This window comes from Denitromonas halophila (assembly GCF_007625155.1).
GTDB classification, from domain to species: Bacteria; Pseudomonadota; Gammaproteobacteria; order Burkholderiales; family Rhodocyclaceae; genus Nitrogeniibacter; species Nitrogeniibacter halophilus.
In genome coordinates, this window is the sequence record NZ_VMNK01000005.1 from 13,572 (window position 1) to 29,226 (window position 15,655).

The following is a 15,655-nucleotide window of genomic DNA, read 5'->3' on the forward strand; positions in this document are numbered from 1 at the left end:
GGCAAGCACCGACGTGTTGATCAGCGCCGGCCTCAGCGTTTAACCGAGAGCCCCGACTGCGCGGCAAAGTAGGCTGCAAGATCGGCCATGTCAGTCTTGCTCAGGCTCTCAACCTGCGCTGCCATGATCGGGTTCTTGCGATGCCCGGCCTTGTAGTCGAGCAGCGCGCGGTAGAGATAATCGGCGTGCTGCCCCCCCAAGTTGGGAAAGTCCGGCGACACACTCTGCCCCGTCTGCCCATGACAGGCCGCACACACCGCGGACTTCTCCTTGCCGGCGGACACATTGCCGGCCAGCACCGACATCGGCATGATGAAGGCCGCCAGACAGCCCGCGATCAGCAATCGTTTGGTCTTCATTTCGCCCCTCCGTAATACGCAGCCAGATCGGCCATGTCCTGCTCACTCAGACTGGCCGCGATGGCCTGCATGGACGGATGATCTCGATCCCCGCGCTGGTAGGCCTGAAGCGCCTGGACAATATAGGCCGGATGCTGACCGCCCAGCTTGGGCACGTGGTACACCGAGGGAAATGCTGTCCGGTATCCGGGGATTCCGTGACATCCGACGCACATGGATATTTTATCTTTTGCGGCGTCGGCGTTACCTTCTACAGCCCATGCGGGGACACAGGCAGCGACCATGGCAGTCGCAATAATGAGACGTCGTCCCTTCATGGAGACTCCTCTGTTGGGTTGGGGGGTGTGCGGAAACGACGGACTGATTCTACGGGCAGGCTTCGGCCCGATGCAAACCATTCTCGTTTCGCTGCGGCGCACAAAAACTCACGAAAAATCAAAAACTTCCCGCATCACCCCGGCAGTACGGTGGTCGCCGCGCCCGAGACCCACACGCGGCGACGCCATTGCTCAGGCGTTTCTGCGCCCGCGCACCCAGCCCAGCATGCCCAACACGCCAAACACCAGCCACGCCGTTGACGGCTCGGGAACCGATCGCGCAAAGGCCAGCCCCAGCAGTCCATGGGCGGTCGTCGTCGGATGCACGCCGTCCCAGAACAAGGTCGTCATTTGCTCAGTCGGCGACGTCAAACACGCCAGACTATCAATACACGCACCAGTAACATTCGTCATGCCAAAGTCCCCGGGCCGTGCCAGCACCTCGGAGAAAAAGTTGAAAGTATCAAACTGAATGAAGCTGGCGTCGGGCAAGGCCAGCCCCAGGCTCATGACCTCGGCGTCAAGCAGCGCGTTGAACGCCAGGGACGCCCCGGTCATGGTGCCGGCCAGCGCCGTGCCGAGGAACTCCGGCGTACGGCCCAGGTCCGGCATGTTCGGCACAAAGAAACTGCGTGCCCCCAAGCCATACAAGCCCGAAATCGCTGACCCGATATTCGCCGCCGACATGGCCGGCGTCATGGTCGGCTCAAAGAAATCGTTCGGCCCGCCCCACACCATATACAGCGCGTTGGCGTCCGCCGCTGCGCCGCCAAGACTCGCCGCAAACATGCCCACCTGAGCGCCCATGCCGGTGCCGTTCAGGCCGAGGCTCCACAGATAGCTGTCATTGCCGACAAGATCGACGCCCGTCTTGGCGCCGCCGTGGGCGAAGTCCTGCAAGCCAACCCCCAGCGAGGCGGCCATGTACTCCGCCGCGACCGGGCCATTGCTGAACCGACCGCCCACATACGGTGGAGGTGGAAGCGCACCGCCGGTCAACGCCGATACATTGCCGTTGTCCGAGAGGCTGTCGCCAATCACCACCAGCGACGACCACCCGGCGTTCGCCATGGTGCAAGCTGCCGACAACACCAGCGCCGCGCCAACGTGACGAATTTCGATCATAAAATGTCTCCTTGTCGTTATTTTTTGATGAGCGCACCGGCGGCCCCCGCGGTGCCAGCACATGAGCAACTTAGTCTTCAGCGAGCAAATAATCAAACACTCGTTCGATTCTGACAAGCTCTGGTGCGGCGCATATAATCAGCGCTTCGACGATCCCCAACCGGCAGGACACGCCATGCGATTTGAAGGCAGCGACAGCTATGTCGCCACAGACGACCTGAAACTGGCAGTGAACGCGGCCATCACGCTGCAGCGCCCGCTCCTCATCAAGGGCGAACCCGGCACCGGCAAGACCATGCTGGCCGAGGAAGTCGCCGCCGCGCTCGGCCTGCCCTTGCTGCAATGGCACATCAAATCGACCACCAAGGCACAGCACGGTCTGTACGAATACGACGCCGTCTCACGTCTGCGCGATTCGCAACTGGGCGACGACAAGGTCAAGGACATCGCCAACTACATCGTCAAGGGCGTGCTGTGGCAGGCCTTTGAACAAGACACACCTTGCGTGGTGCTGATCGACGAAATCGACAAGGCCGACATCGAGTTCCCCAATGATCTGCTGCGCGAACTCGACCGCATGGAATTTCATGTCTATGAAACACGCCAGACCATCGCCGCCAAACGCCGCCCGATCGTTGTCATCACCTCCAACAACGAAAAGGAACTCCCCGACGCCTTTCTGCGCCGCTGCTTCTTCCACTACATCCAGTTCCCCGACGCCGACACCATGCAACGCATCGTCGACGTCCACTACCCGGGCATCAAACCGGCCCTGCTCAAGGAAGCCATGGAAGTGTTCTTCGGCCTGCGCAGCATTCCCGGTCTCAAGAAGAAGCCCTCAACATCGGAGCTGATCGACTGGCTCAAACTGCTGATGGCCGAAGACCTGCCGCCCGAAGCGCTGCATAGCAATGACGACCAGACCGTGCTGCCGCCGCTACATGGCGCCCTGCTCAAGAACGAACAAGACGTCCACCTCTTCGAACGCCTCGCCTACATGGCAAAGCGCAATCGCTAAGCCCACCCATTTCCGTGCACCATCGAGACACCGCATGAAAGTCATCCTCTTCGCGATCGGCACCGCCGTGATGCCCATCCTCATGGTCTTCGGCTTCAGCATCTATGTCGCCGCCAGCCAGCCCTCTCCGCCCCCCCTGATCATGTCCGGCAGCGCCGGCATGCTGCTCGGGCTGGTCACGCTCGTCGGCTTCCTTCTCTGCATCGCCGGGCTGCACCGCGCCTACATGGCGCGCCAGCGCGCCCGCATCGAAGCCGAAGAAGACTAATCGGCGCCACACCGGCAGCGCGCCACTGCTATGCTTGCAGTACGAAGGCATGAGGGCTGCGAGTGTGGATGGCATCTTCATAAGCTATCGTCGGGACGATTCAGCCGGTTACGCTGGCCGCCTCTATGACCGGCTGGCCGGCCACTTTGGCGCGGGCCGGGTGTTCATGGACGTGGAAGGCATTGAGCCGGGCACGGACTTCGTCGACGCGATCGAAAACGCCGTTGCGTCCTGCCGCGTCCTGATTGTCCTGATCGGCGATGAATGGTTATCGACCACCGACGCCAACGGCCGACGGCGGCTCGACGACCCGCACGACTTCATCCGTCTCGAAACCCGCGCCGCGCTGGCGCGCGACATCCGTGTCGTACCGGTCCTGCTCGACCGCGCGCCCATGCCGGCCTATGAGGCGCTCCCTGAAGACCTCCGCCCGCTGGTGCGTCGGCAGGCCGTTGAGCTCAATCACAAACAGTGGGAAGCGACCTCCGGCGAACTCATCCGTACGCTCGAGAAGATTCTTCACACAGGCGATGCGCCCACGCCCATCCCGTCGGCAGCCCCCGAACCCGCCGCCCCACCGCCCATCACTCCTGCGCCCCCCGCTGTCACGCCTGCGTCACCGGCCAAGCACCGGGGCCGCTGGGGGGCCCTCGCCGCCCTGGTCGTCGCGGCCGTCGGCACGTGGCTCTGGCTCAATCGCGACACCCCGCACCCGCCTGCCACGCCGGCCTCCACGCCCCCTGCGGCCGAAGCCCCCGTTCCCGAAGCCCCCGTTCCCGAAGCCCCCGTTCCCGAAGCCCCCGTTCCCGAAGCCCCCGTTCCCGAAGCCCCCGCTGCCGAAGCCCCGGCCCCTGTGGCACACCTGGTTGCCGAGCACAAAGAAGGTCGGTTCGACGCCATCGCGCTCGGAAAAACCGCAACGCTGGAACTCAAGCTCCGAAACACCGGTCAGGCGCCCGCCGCGCTGAAAAGCACCCTGACTGACAACGCGCACAGCAGCTTCCGGATCATCGTCGACACCTGTGGTGACTCACTGCGCGCCGGTGGGGGCTGCAGCTACACCGTCGCCTTCTCTCCCGCCGAAGCCGGCAAGCATCTGGCGGCGCTGCATGTCAGTCAACTTGAGGGCGAACCACTGCAATGGCAACTGTCCGGCGAGGCCGAGGCGCCGCCTGCGCCCACACCGCCAGCCCCAGTGGCTGTGTCGACACCCGCGCCTGCTCCGGCGCCCCAATCGCCCCCCGCGCCCGCCGCACCGCGCATTCTCAGCCTCGACGCCCGCGCCGAATCCGATGGCGCCACCATCTGCTATCGGGTCGAGAACAGTACACAGCTAAGCCTGACACCGCGTCCGGGCGCCCTCCCCACCGCCGCCCGCAACTGCGTCAAGGTGCCACTGTCCACACCCGCCACGCTGACACTCACCGCAACAGGCCCCGGCGGCAGCACGCGTCAGAAAGTCCTCGCGACCCCGAAACCACCGCCGCCGGCACCGGTCGTATCTGCCCACCCCCAGCCCGGCGAGACCTGGATCTACCGCACCCGCGGCAAGTGGCCCACCAGCCCGGCACGCACGCTTCAATTCACCACCGACCGGGTGGACGGCAACACGGTGTACGAAAACATGAGCGTCCTGGCACCCAAGCCCGCCCGCGCCGTGCTTCGGCGCTCACCCGGTACGCAAGCAACAGTGGTCGACTGGGGCGACATCGGATGGGAGTTCAGCCCCTGGATGGGCGCATTTGACCCGCCCACCAATTCCGGGCGCTGGCGCGGCATCAGCACACCAAAACTCGAAGGCCGCTGGGGCGACTGGAGCACCGTGGCAAAAGTCGATGACCGTGAGCGCGTACGTGTGCCGGCGGGCAGCTTCGACACCGTCCGCATCGAAGTGTGGAGCACCCGCTTGGCGACCGGCGGCTCCGCCATGCGCGATATTGAACCGACAACGGTTCACTTCGATGTGTGGTACGCGCCCGAAGCCAAACGCTATGTCAAAATGGTGCGCACTACCAAGGCCGCAAGCAACGCCGAGATTGAAGAAGACATTTTTGAACTGGTCGAAATCCGCGCACGCTGATCGCTCGACAGCCGACGCCGTGCGCGACATCATGACTCGCCAAACCGCTGGAACCGCACCACTGTGTTGATCCCGTTTTTCCTCCATCTTCGCCAGCACAAGCTCCCAGTCTCCACCAAGGAGTTCCTGACCTTGCTCGAAGGCCTGTCGCAGCGTGTGTGCGGACACTCGATCAACGATTTTTATGTGTTCTCACGTACCTGTCTGGTCAAGGACGAGAGCCACTACGATCGCTTCGACAAGGCCTTTGGCAGCTATTTTTCGGGTGTCACTGAAATCCCCGGTCTCAATGTCGACCTGCCCGAAGACTGGCTCAAGGCGCTGGCGACCAAGCATCTGAGCGCCGCAGAGAAAGCGGCCCTCGAAAAGCTCGGCTGGGACAGCTTGATGGACGAATTCCGCAAGCGCCTCGAAGAGCAAAAAGGACGCCACCAGGGCGGCAGCAAATGGGTGGGCACCGGCGGCACCTCACCTTTCGGTAACAACGGCTACCACCCCGAAGGCATTCGCGTTGGCGGCGAATCGGCGGGTCATCGCACGGCCGTCAAAGTGTGGGAGAAGCGCGAGTTCCGCAATCTGGACGACAGCGTCGAGATCGGCACCCGCAACATCAAGGTCGCGCTGCGCCGCTTGCGACGCTTTGCCCGCGAGGGCGCCGTCGAAGAGCTGGACCTCGACAAAACCATCTCCGCCACCGCCCGCAACGCCGGCTGGCTGGACCTGCACATGCGGCCGGAACGCCACAACGCAGTGAAAGTGCTGATGTTTTTCGACGTTGGCGGCTCGATGGACGACCACATCAAGGTCTGCGAAGAACTCTTTTCGGCCAGCCGCACCGAGTTCAAACACCTCGAATATTTCTACTTCCACAACTGCGTGTACGACTACGTATGGCGCGACGGCCACCGCCGGCACTCGGAGCGCACGCCGACCATGGACGTGATCCACACCTACGGGCCGGATTACAAACTGATCTTTGTCGGCGATGCGACCATGAGCCCGTATGAAATCGTCCAGCCCGGCGGCGCCATCGAGTACATGAACGAGGAGCCCGGTGCGGACTGGCTGCGCCGCCTGCTCGAAACCTACCCCTCGGCGGCCTGGCTCAACCCCGAGCCCGAGCGGCTGTGGGAGTACCGCCAGTCGATCCGCATCATTCGCGATATCGTCGGCGAGGAGCGCATGTATCCGCTGACGCTCGACGGGCTCAGCCGCGCCATCAGTGCGCTATCGAAAAAACGCTGATTCCAGCTTCACGCAGCTTTCAGCCTGTCGTCCCCGTGGGTCGACTGAAGACCGCCTAGCGCCCCAACCAAGCATGCCGCAATCGACGCACGGGCGTGGCCGGACGCTCAAGCAGCGCGAGACGGGTGGTGCTGTCGCCACGGTCGAGTACGGCATCAAAACACATCAACTCATCGCGGCGGAAAGCGTGGATGCGCACCGCACTGCCTGCGGCGCGGCGCGCCAACATCGGCATCAGCGTCTCTGCCGAAACTTTCAGATCATCGATGGCGATCAAAGTATCGCCAGCAGACAAGCCCGCCCGATGCGCGGCTGAACCTTCATGCACTACCGAGAGCACCGCGGGACCCGACGTAGCGCCAAGGCGTGCGCCGAGCGAGGGGGCGCCAGCCACATCGATCTGCACCTGCACACCGATCTTTTTCAGCCAGCGCGCCAGCGGCACATCCTCGGCCGCGCTGACCGCTTTGCGCAACCAGCGGGCGATCGTCGCGCCACCGACGGCTTTGACAATCGAAAACACCGTCTCTTCGGTAACGCCGATATCGGTTTGTCCATGCGCTTGCCACAAGGCCCGCATCACATCATCCAGACTTTGCGCCCCCTCGCTGTGCAGCCGGATCTGCAAATCCAGCGCCAAGGCAATCAGTGCGCCCTTGCTGTAATAGCTGACGATCGCGTTGGCGGCATTCTCGTCCTGACGGTAGTACTTGGTCCACGCGTCGAAAGAGGATGCGGCCACGCTCTGTTTGAGGCGTCCGGCGCCACGTTGCACCTGAGTGATCGTTTTGCCAAGCAAACTGAGGTAGTCCTCGACCGCGAGCACCCCGCTACGCACCAGCGCCAGATCATCGTAGTAAGACGTGAAGCCTTCAAACAACCACAACAAGGGCGTGTGGGTTTCGCGGGACAAGTCGTAGGGGATGAAAGCCGCCGGCCGGATGCGCTTGACGTTCCAGCTATGGAAATACTCATGACTGCACAGCCCGAGAAAGCGCTGGTAGCCCTCGGTCTGTTTGTCCATGCCATGGAACGGCAGATCGTCGCGACGCGTGAGCAAGGCGGTGGACGCGCGATGTTCCAGCCCGCCATAGCCATCACCCACCACCATGGTCAAAAACACATAGCGCGACATGGGTGGCGGCGCGCCGAACAGATCGATCTGCCACTGGCAGACCTGTGCCAAATCCTCACATAGCCGCGCCAGATCGCAGTCGTGCCGACCAGTCAGCACGATCTCGTGCACCACGCCGCCGGCGTCGAAGCTCGCCAGCGTAAAGTCGCCCATCTCGACCGGATGGTCGATCAACTCATCGTAGCTGTCGGCTTCGTACCAGCCAAAGCCATGTCGGTGCGCCGCCCCGTCGACACCCACCGCCTCGCGCATGGCCGTGGCAACGCGCCAATGGCCGACGGCATCGGCCGGTGGCGGCAAGATGTCGACCTGGCAGGGTTGATCGGTTTGCCCCTCAACGGCCAGAAAGACACTCGTCCCGTTGAAGAAGCCATGCGTTTGATCCAGGTGCGCCGTGCGTACCGACAAGTCCCACGCATAGACGGTGTAGACAATCCGCAGCGCCGCGCCATCAGCCACCGGCTCAGCCTGCCAGGTGTGTTTGTCACGTTTTTCCAATCCAAGCGGTTTCCCCGCCGATTCGGCGGCGATGCTGACAATGTTTCGCGCGAAATCGCGAATCATGTAGCTACCAGGGATCCAGGCGGGCAAGGACAGACACTGCCCCGCCGGTGCCGGTGCGCTGATCTCGCAACTCACTGAAAACAGATGGCCTGCAAGATCAATAGGCTGAATGGAGTAGCGAATCGGAGCAGCAGTCATGCGTCAGTCCTGATGGCAGTGCGAAAAATCGAGAATGAATGGAAAAATGGCCGGCATAGGCCGGCCATTCGAATCACACAACGACGATCACGCCGCCGGCGCGGGCGCCGTTGGCGCTGCACCTGGCGAATCATCACCCGGTCGGGTCGGCGGCATCGAAGCCGGCTTGGGCGTACGCGGCGCACGGCCGTCCATGATGTCGTCGAGCTGGTCGGCGTCCAGCGTTTCCCACTCAAGCAAGGCCTGTGTCATTGCCTCAACCTTGTCGGAATTGGCTTCGATCAGCTTGCGTGCAATCGCGTACTGCTGATCAAGAATGCGACGAATCTCGGCATCGACTTTCTGCATCGTCGATTCAGACACATTCTTGTGCGTGGTGACCTGACGGCCGAGGAAAATCTCGCCGTCTTCTTCGCCATACACCATCGGGCCGAGCACGTCGGACATGCCCCACTGCGTCACCATGCGGCGCGCCATGTCGGTCGCCCGCTGGAAGTCGTTGGATGCACCCGTGGTCATCTGCTTCATGAAGATTTCTTCGGCAATACGGCCACCGAACAGCACGGCGATGGTCTGCAACAGACGTTCGCGATCCTGGCTGTAACGATCTTCTGCCGGCAACTGCATGGTCACACCAAGCGCGCGGCCACGCGGAATGATCGTGACTTTATGCACCGGATCGGTCTTGTCGAGCAGCTTGGCCACCACGGCATGACCCGACTCGTGGTAGGCCGTATTGCGGCGCTCTTCTTCAGGCATCACCACCGAGCGACGGGCTGCGCCCATCATGATCTTGTCTTTGGCGTTCTCGAAGTCATCCATATCGACGAGGCGCTTGCTTGCCCGCGCTGCGAACAAGGCCGCTTCGTTGACCAGGTTGGCCAGGTCGGCACCAGCAAAGCCCGGCGTGCCGCGCGCCAGCACCATCGGCTCGACGTCGGGCGCGATCGGCACCTTGCGCATGTGCACCCGCAGGATCTGCTCGCGGCCACGAATATCGGGCAGGGGTACAACCACCTGACGGTCGAAACGACCCGGACGCAGCAGCGCGGGGTCGAGCACGTCGGGACGGTTGGTGGCGGCGATGACGATCACGCCCGCCGACCCCTCGAAACCGTCCATCTCGACCAGCAACTGGTTGAGGGTCTGTTCGCGCTCGTCGTTGCCGCCGCCCAGGCCAGCGCCACGCTGACGGCCAACCGCATCGATCTCGTCGATGAAGATGATGCACGGCGCCTGCTTCTTGGCCTGCTCGAACATGTCGCGCACGCGGGCGGCACCGACACCGACGAACATCTCGACGAAGTCGGAACCGGAAATGCTGAAGAACGGCACCTTCGCCTCGCCGGCAATCGCCTTGGCGAGCAACGTTTTACCCGTACCCGGCGAGCCGACCATCAGCACGCCACGCGGAATACGGCCGCCCAGCTTCTGGAATTTGGAGGGGTCACGCAGGAAGTCGACCAGTTCGGACACTTCTTCCTTGGCTTCATCGCACCCGGCCACATCGGCAAAATTCACCGTATTGGCGCTTTCGTCGAGCATCCGCGCTTTCGATTTGCCGAAGGAGAAGGCGCCACCACGCCCGCCGCCCTGCATCTGCCGCATGAAGAAGATCCACACGCCGATCAGCAGCAACATCGGGAACCAGGACACGAAAATGCTGGCCAGGAAGGACTGCTCTTCTTCCGGCTTGCCTGCCGTGACATTGACGCCATAGCGCATCAGGTCGGAGACCATCCACAGGTCTTGCGTACCCGGCGTATAGACGACGATGTTCCGCCCTTCCTGGGTCGTGGCGCGCACCACACGTCCGTCGATCAGGACCTTGGTGATCTTGCCGGCTTTCGCTTCCTGCATGAACTGCGAATACTCCATCGTATTCTGCGAAAGCTGCTGTTTATTGAACTGGTTGAAGACCGTCATCAAAACGACGCCGATCACCATCCAGATCGCCAGATTCTTGAAAAGATTATTCAACGCGACTTCCTTGAACGCCCGGCAGGGGCACTAGTGATGCAGACCCATTCTATGGGTGAACGTTCCCGCAGGCAAAACAAACACCACTTGCCTGCCTCTAATCGGCCGATTTGACACCCAGCCCCAACAAATAGACTTCGGAACTGCGGTCCCGCGAGGCGGCGGGCTTTCGAACAACCACAGAACGAAAAGCGGCCTGCATGGCGCGCCGGAACGCATCAAAGCCGCTGCCCTGAAACACCTTCACCAGGAAGTTACCCCCTGGCGTCAGATTTTGAACCGCGAAATCAAGCGCCAACTCGCACAGGCCAATCGATCGTGCCTGATCCGCCGCACCAATGCCGGATACATTGGGGGCCATATCTGATAAAACAAGATCGACCGGCCGGCCATCGAGAGTCGACTCCAATTGGCGCAGCACCGCGAGATCCTGAAAATCGCCCTGAATGAAGGTCACACGTGGCATACCCAGCACTTCAAGCAGGTCGAGGGCGATCACCCGCCCGTTGTCACCGACCTTCTGCGCCGCCACCTGGCTCCACGAGCCGGGCGCGGCACCCAGATCGACCACCACCATGCCCGGCCGGATCAGTTTGTCTTTTTCATCGATCTCAAGCAGCTTGTAGGCCGCACGGGCGCGATAACCGGCGGCCCGCGCCTGCTGTACATAGGTGTCGTTGAGATGCTCGCGCATCCACGCCTTGCTGGTCTTGCTACGCTTCATAGGAGTAGAATCGCGTCCTTTTCCCCAAATGGATCAACAACATGACTGACCTCACGCCCGTCCAGCGACGTGCTCTTCGCGCCCGCGCCCACCATCTGAATCCGGTGGTCAGTGTTGCGGGCAACGGGTTGAGCCCCTCGGTGCTGGCAGAAATCAATCACAACCTGGCTGCCCACGAACTGATCAAGGTCCGCGTCTATGGTGAAGACCGCGATGCCAGAGAGCAGCTCATGGCCGACATCTGCGAGCAGACCGGCGCCGCCAGCATTCAGCATATCGGCAATATTCTCGTGCTCTGGCGTGAAGCCCCGGCCGAAGAGAAACCGGCGGTCGAAGTCAAGAAACGCGCCCCCCGCCCGTCTGTCGACAAACCGAAGGCACGCGCAGCTTACACCCGCGACACCACCGCAAACCGCGGCAAACCGGCCTCCCGCACGGCGCGCACCAGCGCACCGCGTCGCCAGTCACGTGGCTGAACGCGCTGACGCGTCCGCGATCGTGCCTTCGGGCACCGCGGCGCGCCAGACGGCCAAGACACCCAGCAGGCTCTGACACAGATAGAGCACGCTGGCGATGCCATGCCACATGGCAAAGCGGTCTTTCTGAGCCCCGGCCATGGCGCCAGCCGGTCCGGCTTCGGCCTTGATACCGGCAATCATCGGGTCAATCACGAACTGCCCGACACACACCAGCGCCAACATGCCGATGATACAAATCACCACAACACGCGGTAACGGCGAAGCGTGACCCCGTGAAAACTGGAGAACGAGCAGGCCGGCGCCACATACGAGCCCAAGCCATGCCACGTTTTCAAACAACCTGCCGGCCAGCGCCCCCGCCAACACCGGGTTGTCGAGCGCGCTGAACAGCACCGGCACCACCAGATACGCCACCGCCCACATCGCACCGACCCAAAGTGTGAGGATCAGGCGCTGCAGGCGGGCGACGGTAAATGTCATCGAATGACTCAGATGTACCGAACGTCGATGATTTCGTACTCGCGTACGCCGCCGGGTGCCTGCACTTCGGCCACATCACCGGCGTATTTGCCAATGAGGGCACGCGCGATCGGTGAGCTGATCGAAATCTTGCCCAACTTGATGTCGGCCTCATCGTCGCCGACGATCTGGTAGGTCACAGCGCTTTCGGTCTCAAGGTCTTCGAGTTCGATGGTTGCGCCAAACACGCAACGGCCGTCGGCGTCGAGCACGCTCGGGTCGATGATCTGCGCCATCGACAACTTGCCTTCGACTTCCTTGATTCGCCCCTCGACGAATCCCTGGCGCTCTTTGGCGGCATCGTACTCGGCATTCTCCGACAGGTCGCCATGCGAACGCGCTTCGGCAATCGCCGCGATAACACTCGGGCGCTCGACAGTTTTGAGTTGATGCAGTTCTTGGCGGAGCAACTCGGCTCCGTTCACGGTCAAAGGAATCTTGTTCATTGTCTTAGTTCAGTTCCGCGTGCAGCGACTGCAGCGCGTACACCTCCAGTTGATTCAGGTGACGCAAGCCCATGCAGGCAGCGCGGGCGCCTTCTGCAGTGGTATAGACCGTCACTTTGGCAGCCAGCGCACTGGTACGAATCGAGCGCGAGTCAGTCACTGCCTGACGACGCTCTTCGACCGTATTGATGACCAGCGAGATTTCGTTGTTCTTGATCATGTCCACAATGTGCGGACGACCTTCGTTAACCTTGTTCACCGCGGCGACCGGAATCCCCGCCGCCTCGATTGCCGATGCCGTACCGCGCGTTGCCACCAGACCAAAGCCCAGGTCGTGCAACTGCCGCGCCACATCCACCGCCGCAGGGCGATCGGTCGGCTTGACGCTGATGAAGGCGGTGCCGCCTTGCGGGAGCTTGACGCCGGCGGCGATCTGCGACTTGACGAAGGCTTCGGCAAAAGTGAGGCCAACGCCCATCACTTCGCCGGTGGACTTCATTTCGGGCCCGAGAATGGTGTCAACACCCGGGAATTTATTGAACGGGAAGACAGCCTCTTTCACCGAGAAATACGGCGGCACGATCTCACCGACGATGCCTTGATCGGCCAGCGAGCGCCCGGCCATGCAGCGCGCCGCAATCTTGGCCAACTGAAGTGAGCAAGCCTTGGAGACGAAGGGCACGGTGCGCGATGCGCGCGGGTTCACTTCCAGCACATACACCACGGCAGCCTCGCCCTCACCCTGGATGGCGAACTGCACATTCATCAGGCCGCACACCTTGAGCGCCTTGGCCATGGCCGCGGTCTGTCGGCGCAGTTCGTCCTGCAGGTCGGCAGGCAGCGAATACGGCGGCAGCGAGCAGGCCGAGTCACCGGAGTGCACGCCGGCCTGTTCGATGTGTTCCATGATGCCGCCGATGATCACCTGGTCACCATCGGACAAGGCATCGACGTCGACTTCGGTCGCATCGTTCAGGAAACGGTCGAGCAGCACGGGCGACTCGTTGGAGACCTTGACGGCCTCGCGCATGTAGCGCTCGAGGTCTTTCTGCTCGTGCACGATTTCCATCGCGCGGCCACCGAGCACATAGCTGGGCCGCACCACCAGCGGATAACCGATTTCGGCCGCCAAGCGCACCGCCGCTTCTGGCGTACGCGCCGTGCGGTTGGGCGGCTGCTTCAGGCCGAGGTCGTTAAGCAGCTTCTGGAAGCGCTCACGGTCTTCTGCGGCGTCGATCATGTCCGGGCTGGTGCCGATGATCGGCACGCCGTTGGCTTCGAGCGCGCGCGCCCGCTTGAGCGGCGTCTGGCCGCCAAACTGGACGATGACGCCCTCGGGCTGCTCGATATGCACGATCTCCAGCACGTCTTCGAGCGTGATCGGTTCAAAGTAGAGGCGGTCCGAGGTGTCGTAGTCGGTCGAGACGGTCTCCGGGTTGCAGTTGACCATGATGGTCTCGTAGCCGTCTTCGCGCAGCGCCAGCGCGGCATGCACGCAGCAGTAGTCGAACTCAATGCCCTGGCCGATGCGGTTCGGACCGCCTCCAAGCACCATGATCTTGCGACGACCGGTCGGTGCGGCTTCGCATTCTTCCTCGTAGGTCGAATACATGTAGGCGGTCGAGGTCGCGAACTCCGCGGCGCAGGTATCAACGCGCTTGTACACCGGGCGCACGCCGAGGGCGTGACGGTGCAGGCGCACGGCGGTTTCGTCGGTGGCCAGCAGTTTGGAAAGGCGACGATCAGAGAAGCCCTTGCGCTTGAGCGCACGGATCTGATCGGCATCGAGACGCTTGAGCGAACGGCCGGAAAGCGACTTCTCGGTCAGCACGATGTCTTCGATCTGGGCCAGGAACCACGGATCGATCTTGGTGAGCTTGAACACCTCGTCCAGCGTCATCCCTTCGCGGAAGCCCTGACCCACGTACCAGATGCGCTGTGCGCCCGGATAGGCCAGTTCGCGCTCCAGCTCATCCTGGTCGGCCTCGATTTCATCGAGGCCATAGACACCGACTTCCAGACCACGCAGGGCCTTCTGGAACGACTCCTGGAAGCTGCGGCCGATCGCCATCACCTCGCCCACCGATTTCATCTGGGTGGTCAGGCGACCGTTGGCGGTCGGGAATTTCTCAAATGCAAAGCGCGGGATCTTGGTGACCACGTAGTCGATCGACGGCTCGAAAGACGCCGGGGTAGCGCCACCGGTGATGTCGTTCTTCAACTCGTCCAGCGTGAAACCAACGGCCAGCTTGGCCGCGACCTTGGCGATCGGGAAGCCAGTGGCCTTGGACGCCAGCGCCGAGGAGCGCGACACGCGCGGGTTCATTTCGATGACGATCATGCGGCCATCGTCGGGGTTGATGGCGAACTGTACGTTCGAGCCACCGGTATCGACGCCGATCTCGCGCAGCACAGCGATCGAGGCATTGCGCAGGATCTGGTATTCCTTGTCGGTCAGCGTCTGCGCCGGCGCGACGGTGATCGAATCGCCGGTGTGCACGCCCATCGGATCGAGGTTTTCGATCGAGCACACGATGATGCAGTTGTCCGCATGGTCGCGAACCACTTCCATCTCGAATTCTTTCCAGCCGATCAGCGACTCTTCGATCAGCAACTCATTGGTCGGGCTGGCCTCAAGGCCGCCCTTGCAGATATCAATGAATTCTTCGTTGTTGTAGGCGATACCGCCGCCGCTGCCACCCATGGTGAAAGACGGCCGAATGATGACCGGGAAACCAATGCCGGCCTGGACCTGGTAGGCCTCTTCAATCGAGTGGGCGATACCCGAACGCGCCGAGCCAAGACCGATCTTGGTCATCGCCTGCTTGAACTTCTCGCGATCTTCAGCCTTGTCGATGGCCTCGCGCTTGGCGCCGATCAGCTCAACATTGTACTTTTCGAGCACGCCGTGCTTGGCCAGATCGAGCGCGCAATTCAGCGCGGTCTGCCCGCCCATGGTCGGCAGGATTGCGTCGGGGCGCTCTTTTTCGATGATGCGCTCGACCACCTGCCAGGTGATCGGCTCGATGTAGGTGACGTCGGCCGTTTCCGGGTCGGTCATGATCGTGGCGGGGTTGGAATTCACCAGCACCACGCGATAGCCTTCCTCGCGCAAGGCCTTGCAGGCTTGCGCGCCGGAATAGTCGAATTCGCAGGCCTGGCCGATGATGATCGGACCCGCGCCAATGATCAGGATAGTGTTTAAGTCGGTACGCTTGGGCATGTGCTTGCCTCGATAACTCGGTAAATGTGATGTGT

Annotated in this window: 14 protein-coding genes; 5 read left to right on the forward strand and 9 right to left on the reverse strand. The window is 62.2% G+C overall.

Translation table 11 applies throughout. The annotated features are described in order from the left end of the window. Positions 1 to 32: 32 nt before the first annotated feature. From FHP91_RS06240 to FHP91_RS06250, 3 genes are all read right to left on the reverse strand, one after another. Positions 33 to 359, reverse strand: a complete 327-nt coding sequence (locus tag FHP91_RS06240) for a c-type cytochrome (RefSeq protein WP_144308777.1) — start codon at positions 357 to 359, stop codon at positions 33 to 35. Beyond that, complete coding sequence (locus FHP91_RS06245; RefSeq protein WP_186300180.1) at positions 356 to 676, reverse strand: c-type cytochrome; 321 nt, start codon at positions 674 to 676, stop codon at positions 356 to 358. The genes FHP91_RS06240 and FHP91_RS06245 overlap by 4 nt, the downstream gene beginning before the upstream one ends. A 192-nt stretch (positions 677 to 868) precedes the next feature. Next, positions 869 to 1,801, reverse strand: coding sequence for an SGNH/GDSL hydrolase family protein (locus FHP91_RS06250; RefSeq protein ID WP_186301461.1), 933 nt, complete (start codon positions 1,799 to 1,801; stop codon positions 869 to 871). A 175-nt stretch (positions 1,802 to 1,976) separates the two neighbouring features. On the opposite strand from FHP91_RS06250, the gene FHP91_RS06255 reads away from it, so the two are divergent. The 4 genes from FHP91_RS06255 to FHP91_RS06270 all read left to right on the forward strand — a co-directional run bounded on the left by FHP91_RS06255 (position 1,977) and on the right by FHP91_RS06270 (position 6,412). After that, the gene (locus FHP91_RS06255; RefSeq protein WP_144308778.1) at positions 1,977 to 2,819 is read left to right on the forward strand and encodes an AAA family ATPase; all 843 of its coding nucleotides are present in this window, start codon (positions 1,977 to 1,979) and stop codon (positions 2,817 to 2,819) included. Positions 2,820 to 2,853: 34 nt separating this feature from the next. Next, on the forward strand, positions 2,854 to 3,087 hold the full coding sequence (locus FHP91_RS06260) for a hypothetical protein (protein WP_144308779.1): 234 nt from the start codon (positions 2,854 to 2,856) through the stop codon (positions 3,085 to 3,087). A 49-nt stretch (positions 3,088 to 3,136) separates the two neighbouring features. Next, the gene (locus FHP91_RS06265; protein ID WP_144308780.1) at positions 3,137 to 5,167 is read left to right on the forward strand and encodes a TIR domain-containing protein; all 2,031 of its coding nucleotides are present in this window, start codon (positions 3,137 to 3,139) and stop codon (positions 5,165 to 5,167) included. Between the two features lie 63 nt (positions 5,168 to 5,230). Continuing rightward, on the forward strand, positions 5,231 to 6,412 hold the full coding sequence (locus tag FHP91_RS06270; RefSeq protein ID WP_144308781.1) for a vWA domain-containing protein: 1,182 nt from the start codon (positions 5,231 to 5,233) through the stop codon (positions 6,410 to 6,412). Positions 6,413 to 6,467: 55 nt separating this feature from the next. Here FHP91_RS06270 and FHP91_RS06275 read toward each other — a convergent pair whose 3' ends face one another. The 3 genes from FHP91_RS06275 to FHP91_RS06285 all read right to left on the reverse strand — a co-directional run bounded on the left by FHP91_RS06275 (position 6,468) and on the right by FHP91_RS06285 (position 10,953). Then, the gene (locus FHP91_RS06275) at positions 6,468 to 8,249 is read right to left on the reverse strand and encodes a M61 family metallopeptidase (protein ID WP_144308782.1); all 1,782 of its coding nucleotides are present in this window, start codon (positions 8,247 to 8,249) and stop codon (positions 6,468 to 6,470) included. A gap of 87 nt (positions 8,250 to 8,336) precedes the next feature. Beyond that, positions 8,337 to 10,229, reverse strand: a complete 1,893-nt coding sequence (ftsH, locus tag FHP91_RS06280) for an ATP-dependent zinc metalloprotease FtsH (protein ID WP_144173047.1) — start codon at positions 10,227 to 10,229, stop codon at positions 8,337 to 8,339. Between the two features lie 97 nt (positions 10,230 to 10,326). After that, positions 10,327 to 10,953, reverse strand: a complete 627-nt coding sequence (locus FHP91_RS06285; RefSeq protein WP_144308783.1) for an RlmE family RNA methyltransferase — start codon at positions 10,951 to 10,953, stop codon at positions 10,327 to 10,329. Positions 10,954 to 10,994: 41 nt separating this feature from the next. Between FHP91_RS06285 and FHP91_RS06290 the strand changes: the two genes are divergently transcribed. After that, positions 10,995 to 11,429: a YhbY family RNA-binding protein gene (locus tag FHP91_RS06290; protein WP_144308784.1), complete on the forward strand. Its 435-nt coding sequence runs from the start codon at positions 10,995 to 10,997 to the stop codon at positions 11,427 to 11,429. On the opposite strand, the gene FHP91_RS06295 is transcribed toward FHP91_RS06290, so the two are convergent. Genes FHP91_RS06295 through carB form a run of 3 tightly spaced genes read right to left on the reverse strand, consistent with a single transcriptional unit; the run spans position 11,418 to position 15,620 of the window. After that, positions 11,418 to 11,912: a DUF4149 domain-containing protein gene (locus tag FHP91_RS06295; RefSeq protein ID WP_144308785.1), complete on the reverse strand. Its 495-nt coding sequence runs from the start codon at positions 11,910 to 11,912 to the stop codon at positions 11,418 to 11,420. The two genes, FHP91_RS06290 and FHP91_RS06295, sit on opposite strands and share 12 nt — an antisense overlap. An 8-nt stretch (positions 11,913 to 11,920) precedes the next feature. Next, entirely contained in the window at positions 11,921 to 12,397 is a 477-nt protein-coding gene (gene greA / locus FHP91_RS06300; RefSeq protein ID WP_144308786.1) for a transcription elongation factor GreA, read from the reverse strand. A gap of 4 nt (positions 12,398 to 12,401) precedes the next feature. Further along, positions 12,402 to 15,620 (reverse strand): carbamoyl-phosphate synthase large subunit, encoded by a 3,219-nt coding sequence (gene carB / locus FHP91_RS06305; protein WP_144308787.1) that lies wholly within the window; start codon positions 15,618 to 15,620, stop codon positions 12,402 to 12,404. Positions 15,621 to 15,655: the final 35 nt, after the last annotated feature.

Excerpts from the sequence above, each read along its gene's own strand:
- carB (WP_144308787.1), bottom strand. The coding sequence starts at position 15,620 with ATGCCCAAGCGTACCGACTTAAACACTATCCTGATCATTGGCGCGGGT.
- FHP91_RS06245 (WP_186300180.1), bottom strand. The coding sequence starts at position 676 with ATGAAGGGACGACGTCTCATTATTGCGACTGCCATGGTCGCTGCCTGT.
- FHP91_RS06275 (WP_144308782.1), bottom strand. The coding sequence starts at position 8,249 with ATGACTGCTGCTCCGATTCGCTACTCCATTCAGCCTATTGATCTTGCA.
- FHP91_RS06255 (WP_144308778.1), top strand. The coding sequence starts at position 1,977 with ATGCGATTTGAAGGCAGCGACAGCTATGTCGCCACAGACGACCTGAAA.
- FHP91_RS06265 (WP_144308780.1), top strand. The coding sequence starts at position 3,137 with ATGAGGGCTGCGAGTGTGGATGGCATCTTCATAAGCTATCGTCGGGAC.
- greA (WP_144308786.1), bottom strand. The coding sequence starts at position 12,397 with ATGAACAAGATTCCTTTGACCGTGAACGGAGCCGAGTTGCTCCGCCAA.
- FHP91_RS06285 (WP_144308783.1), bottom strand. The coding sequence starts at position 10,953 with ATGAAGCGTAGCAAGACCAGCAAGGCGTGGATGCGCGAGCATCTCAAC.
- FHP91_RS06250 (WP_186301461.1), bottom strand. The coding sequence starts at position 1,801 with ATGATCGAAATTCGTCACGTTGGCGCGGCGCTGGTGTTGTCGGCAGCT.
- FHP91_RS06295 (WP_144308785.1), bottom strand. The coding sequence starts at position 11,912 with ATGACATTTACCGTCGCCCGCCTGCAGCGCCTGATCCTCACACTTTGG.
- FHP91_RS06290 (WP_144308784.1), top strand. The coding sequence starts at position 10,995 with ATGACTGACCTCACGCCCGTCCAGCGACGTGCTCTTCGCGCCCGCGCC.
- FHP91_RS06240 (WP_144308777.1), bottom strand. The coding sequence starts at position 359 with ATGAAGACCAAACGATTGCTGATCGCGGGCTGTCTGGCGGCCTTCATC.
- FHP91_RS06260 (WP_144308779.1), top strand. The coding sequence starts at position 2,854 with ATGAAAGTCATCCTCTTCGCGATCGGCACCGCCGTGATGCCCATCCTC.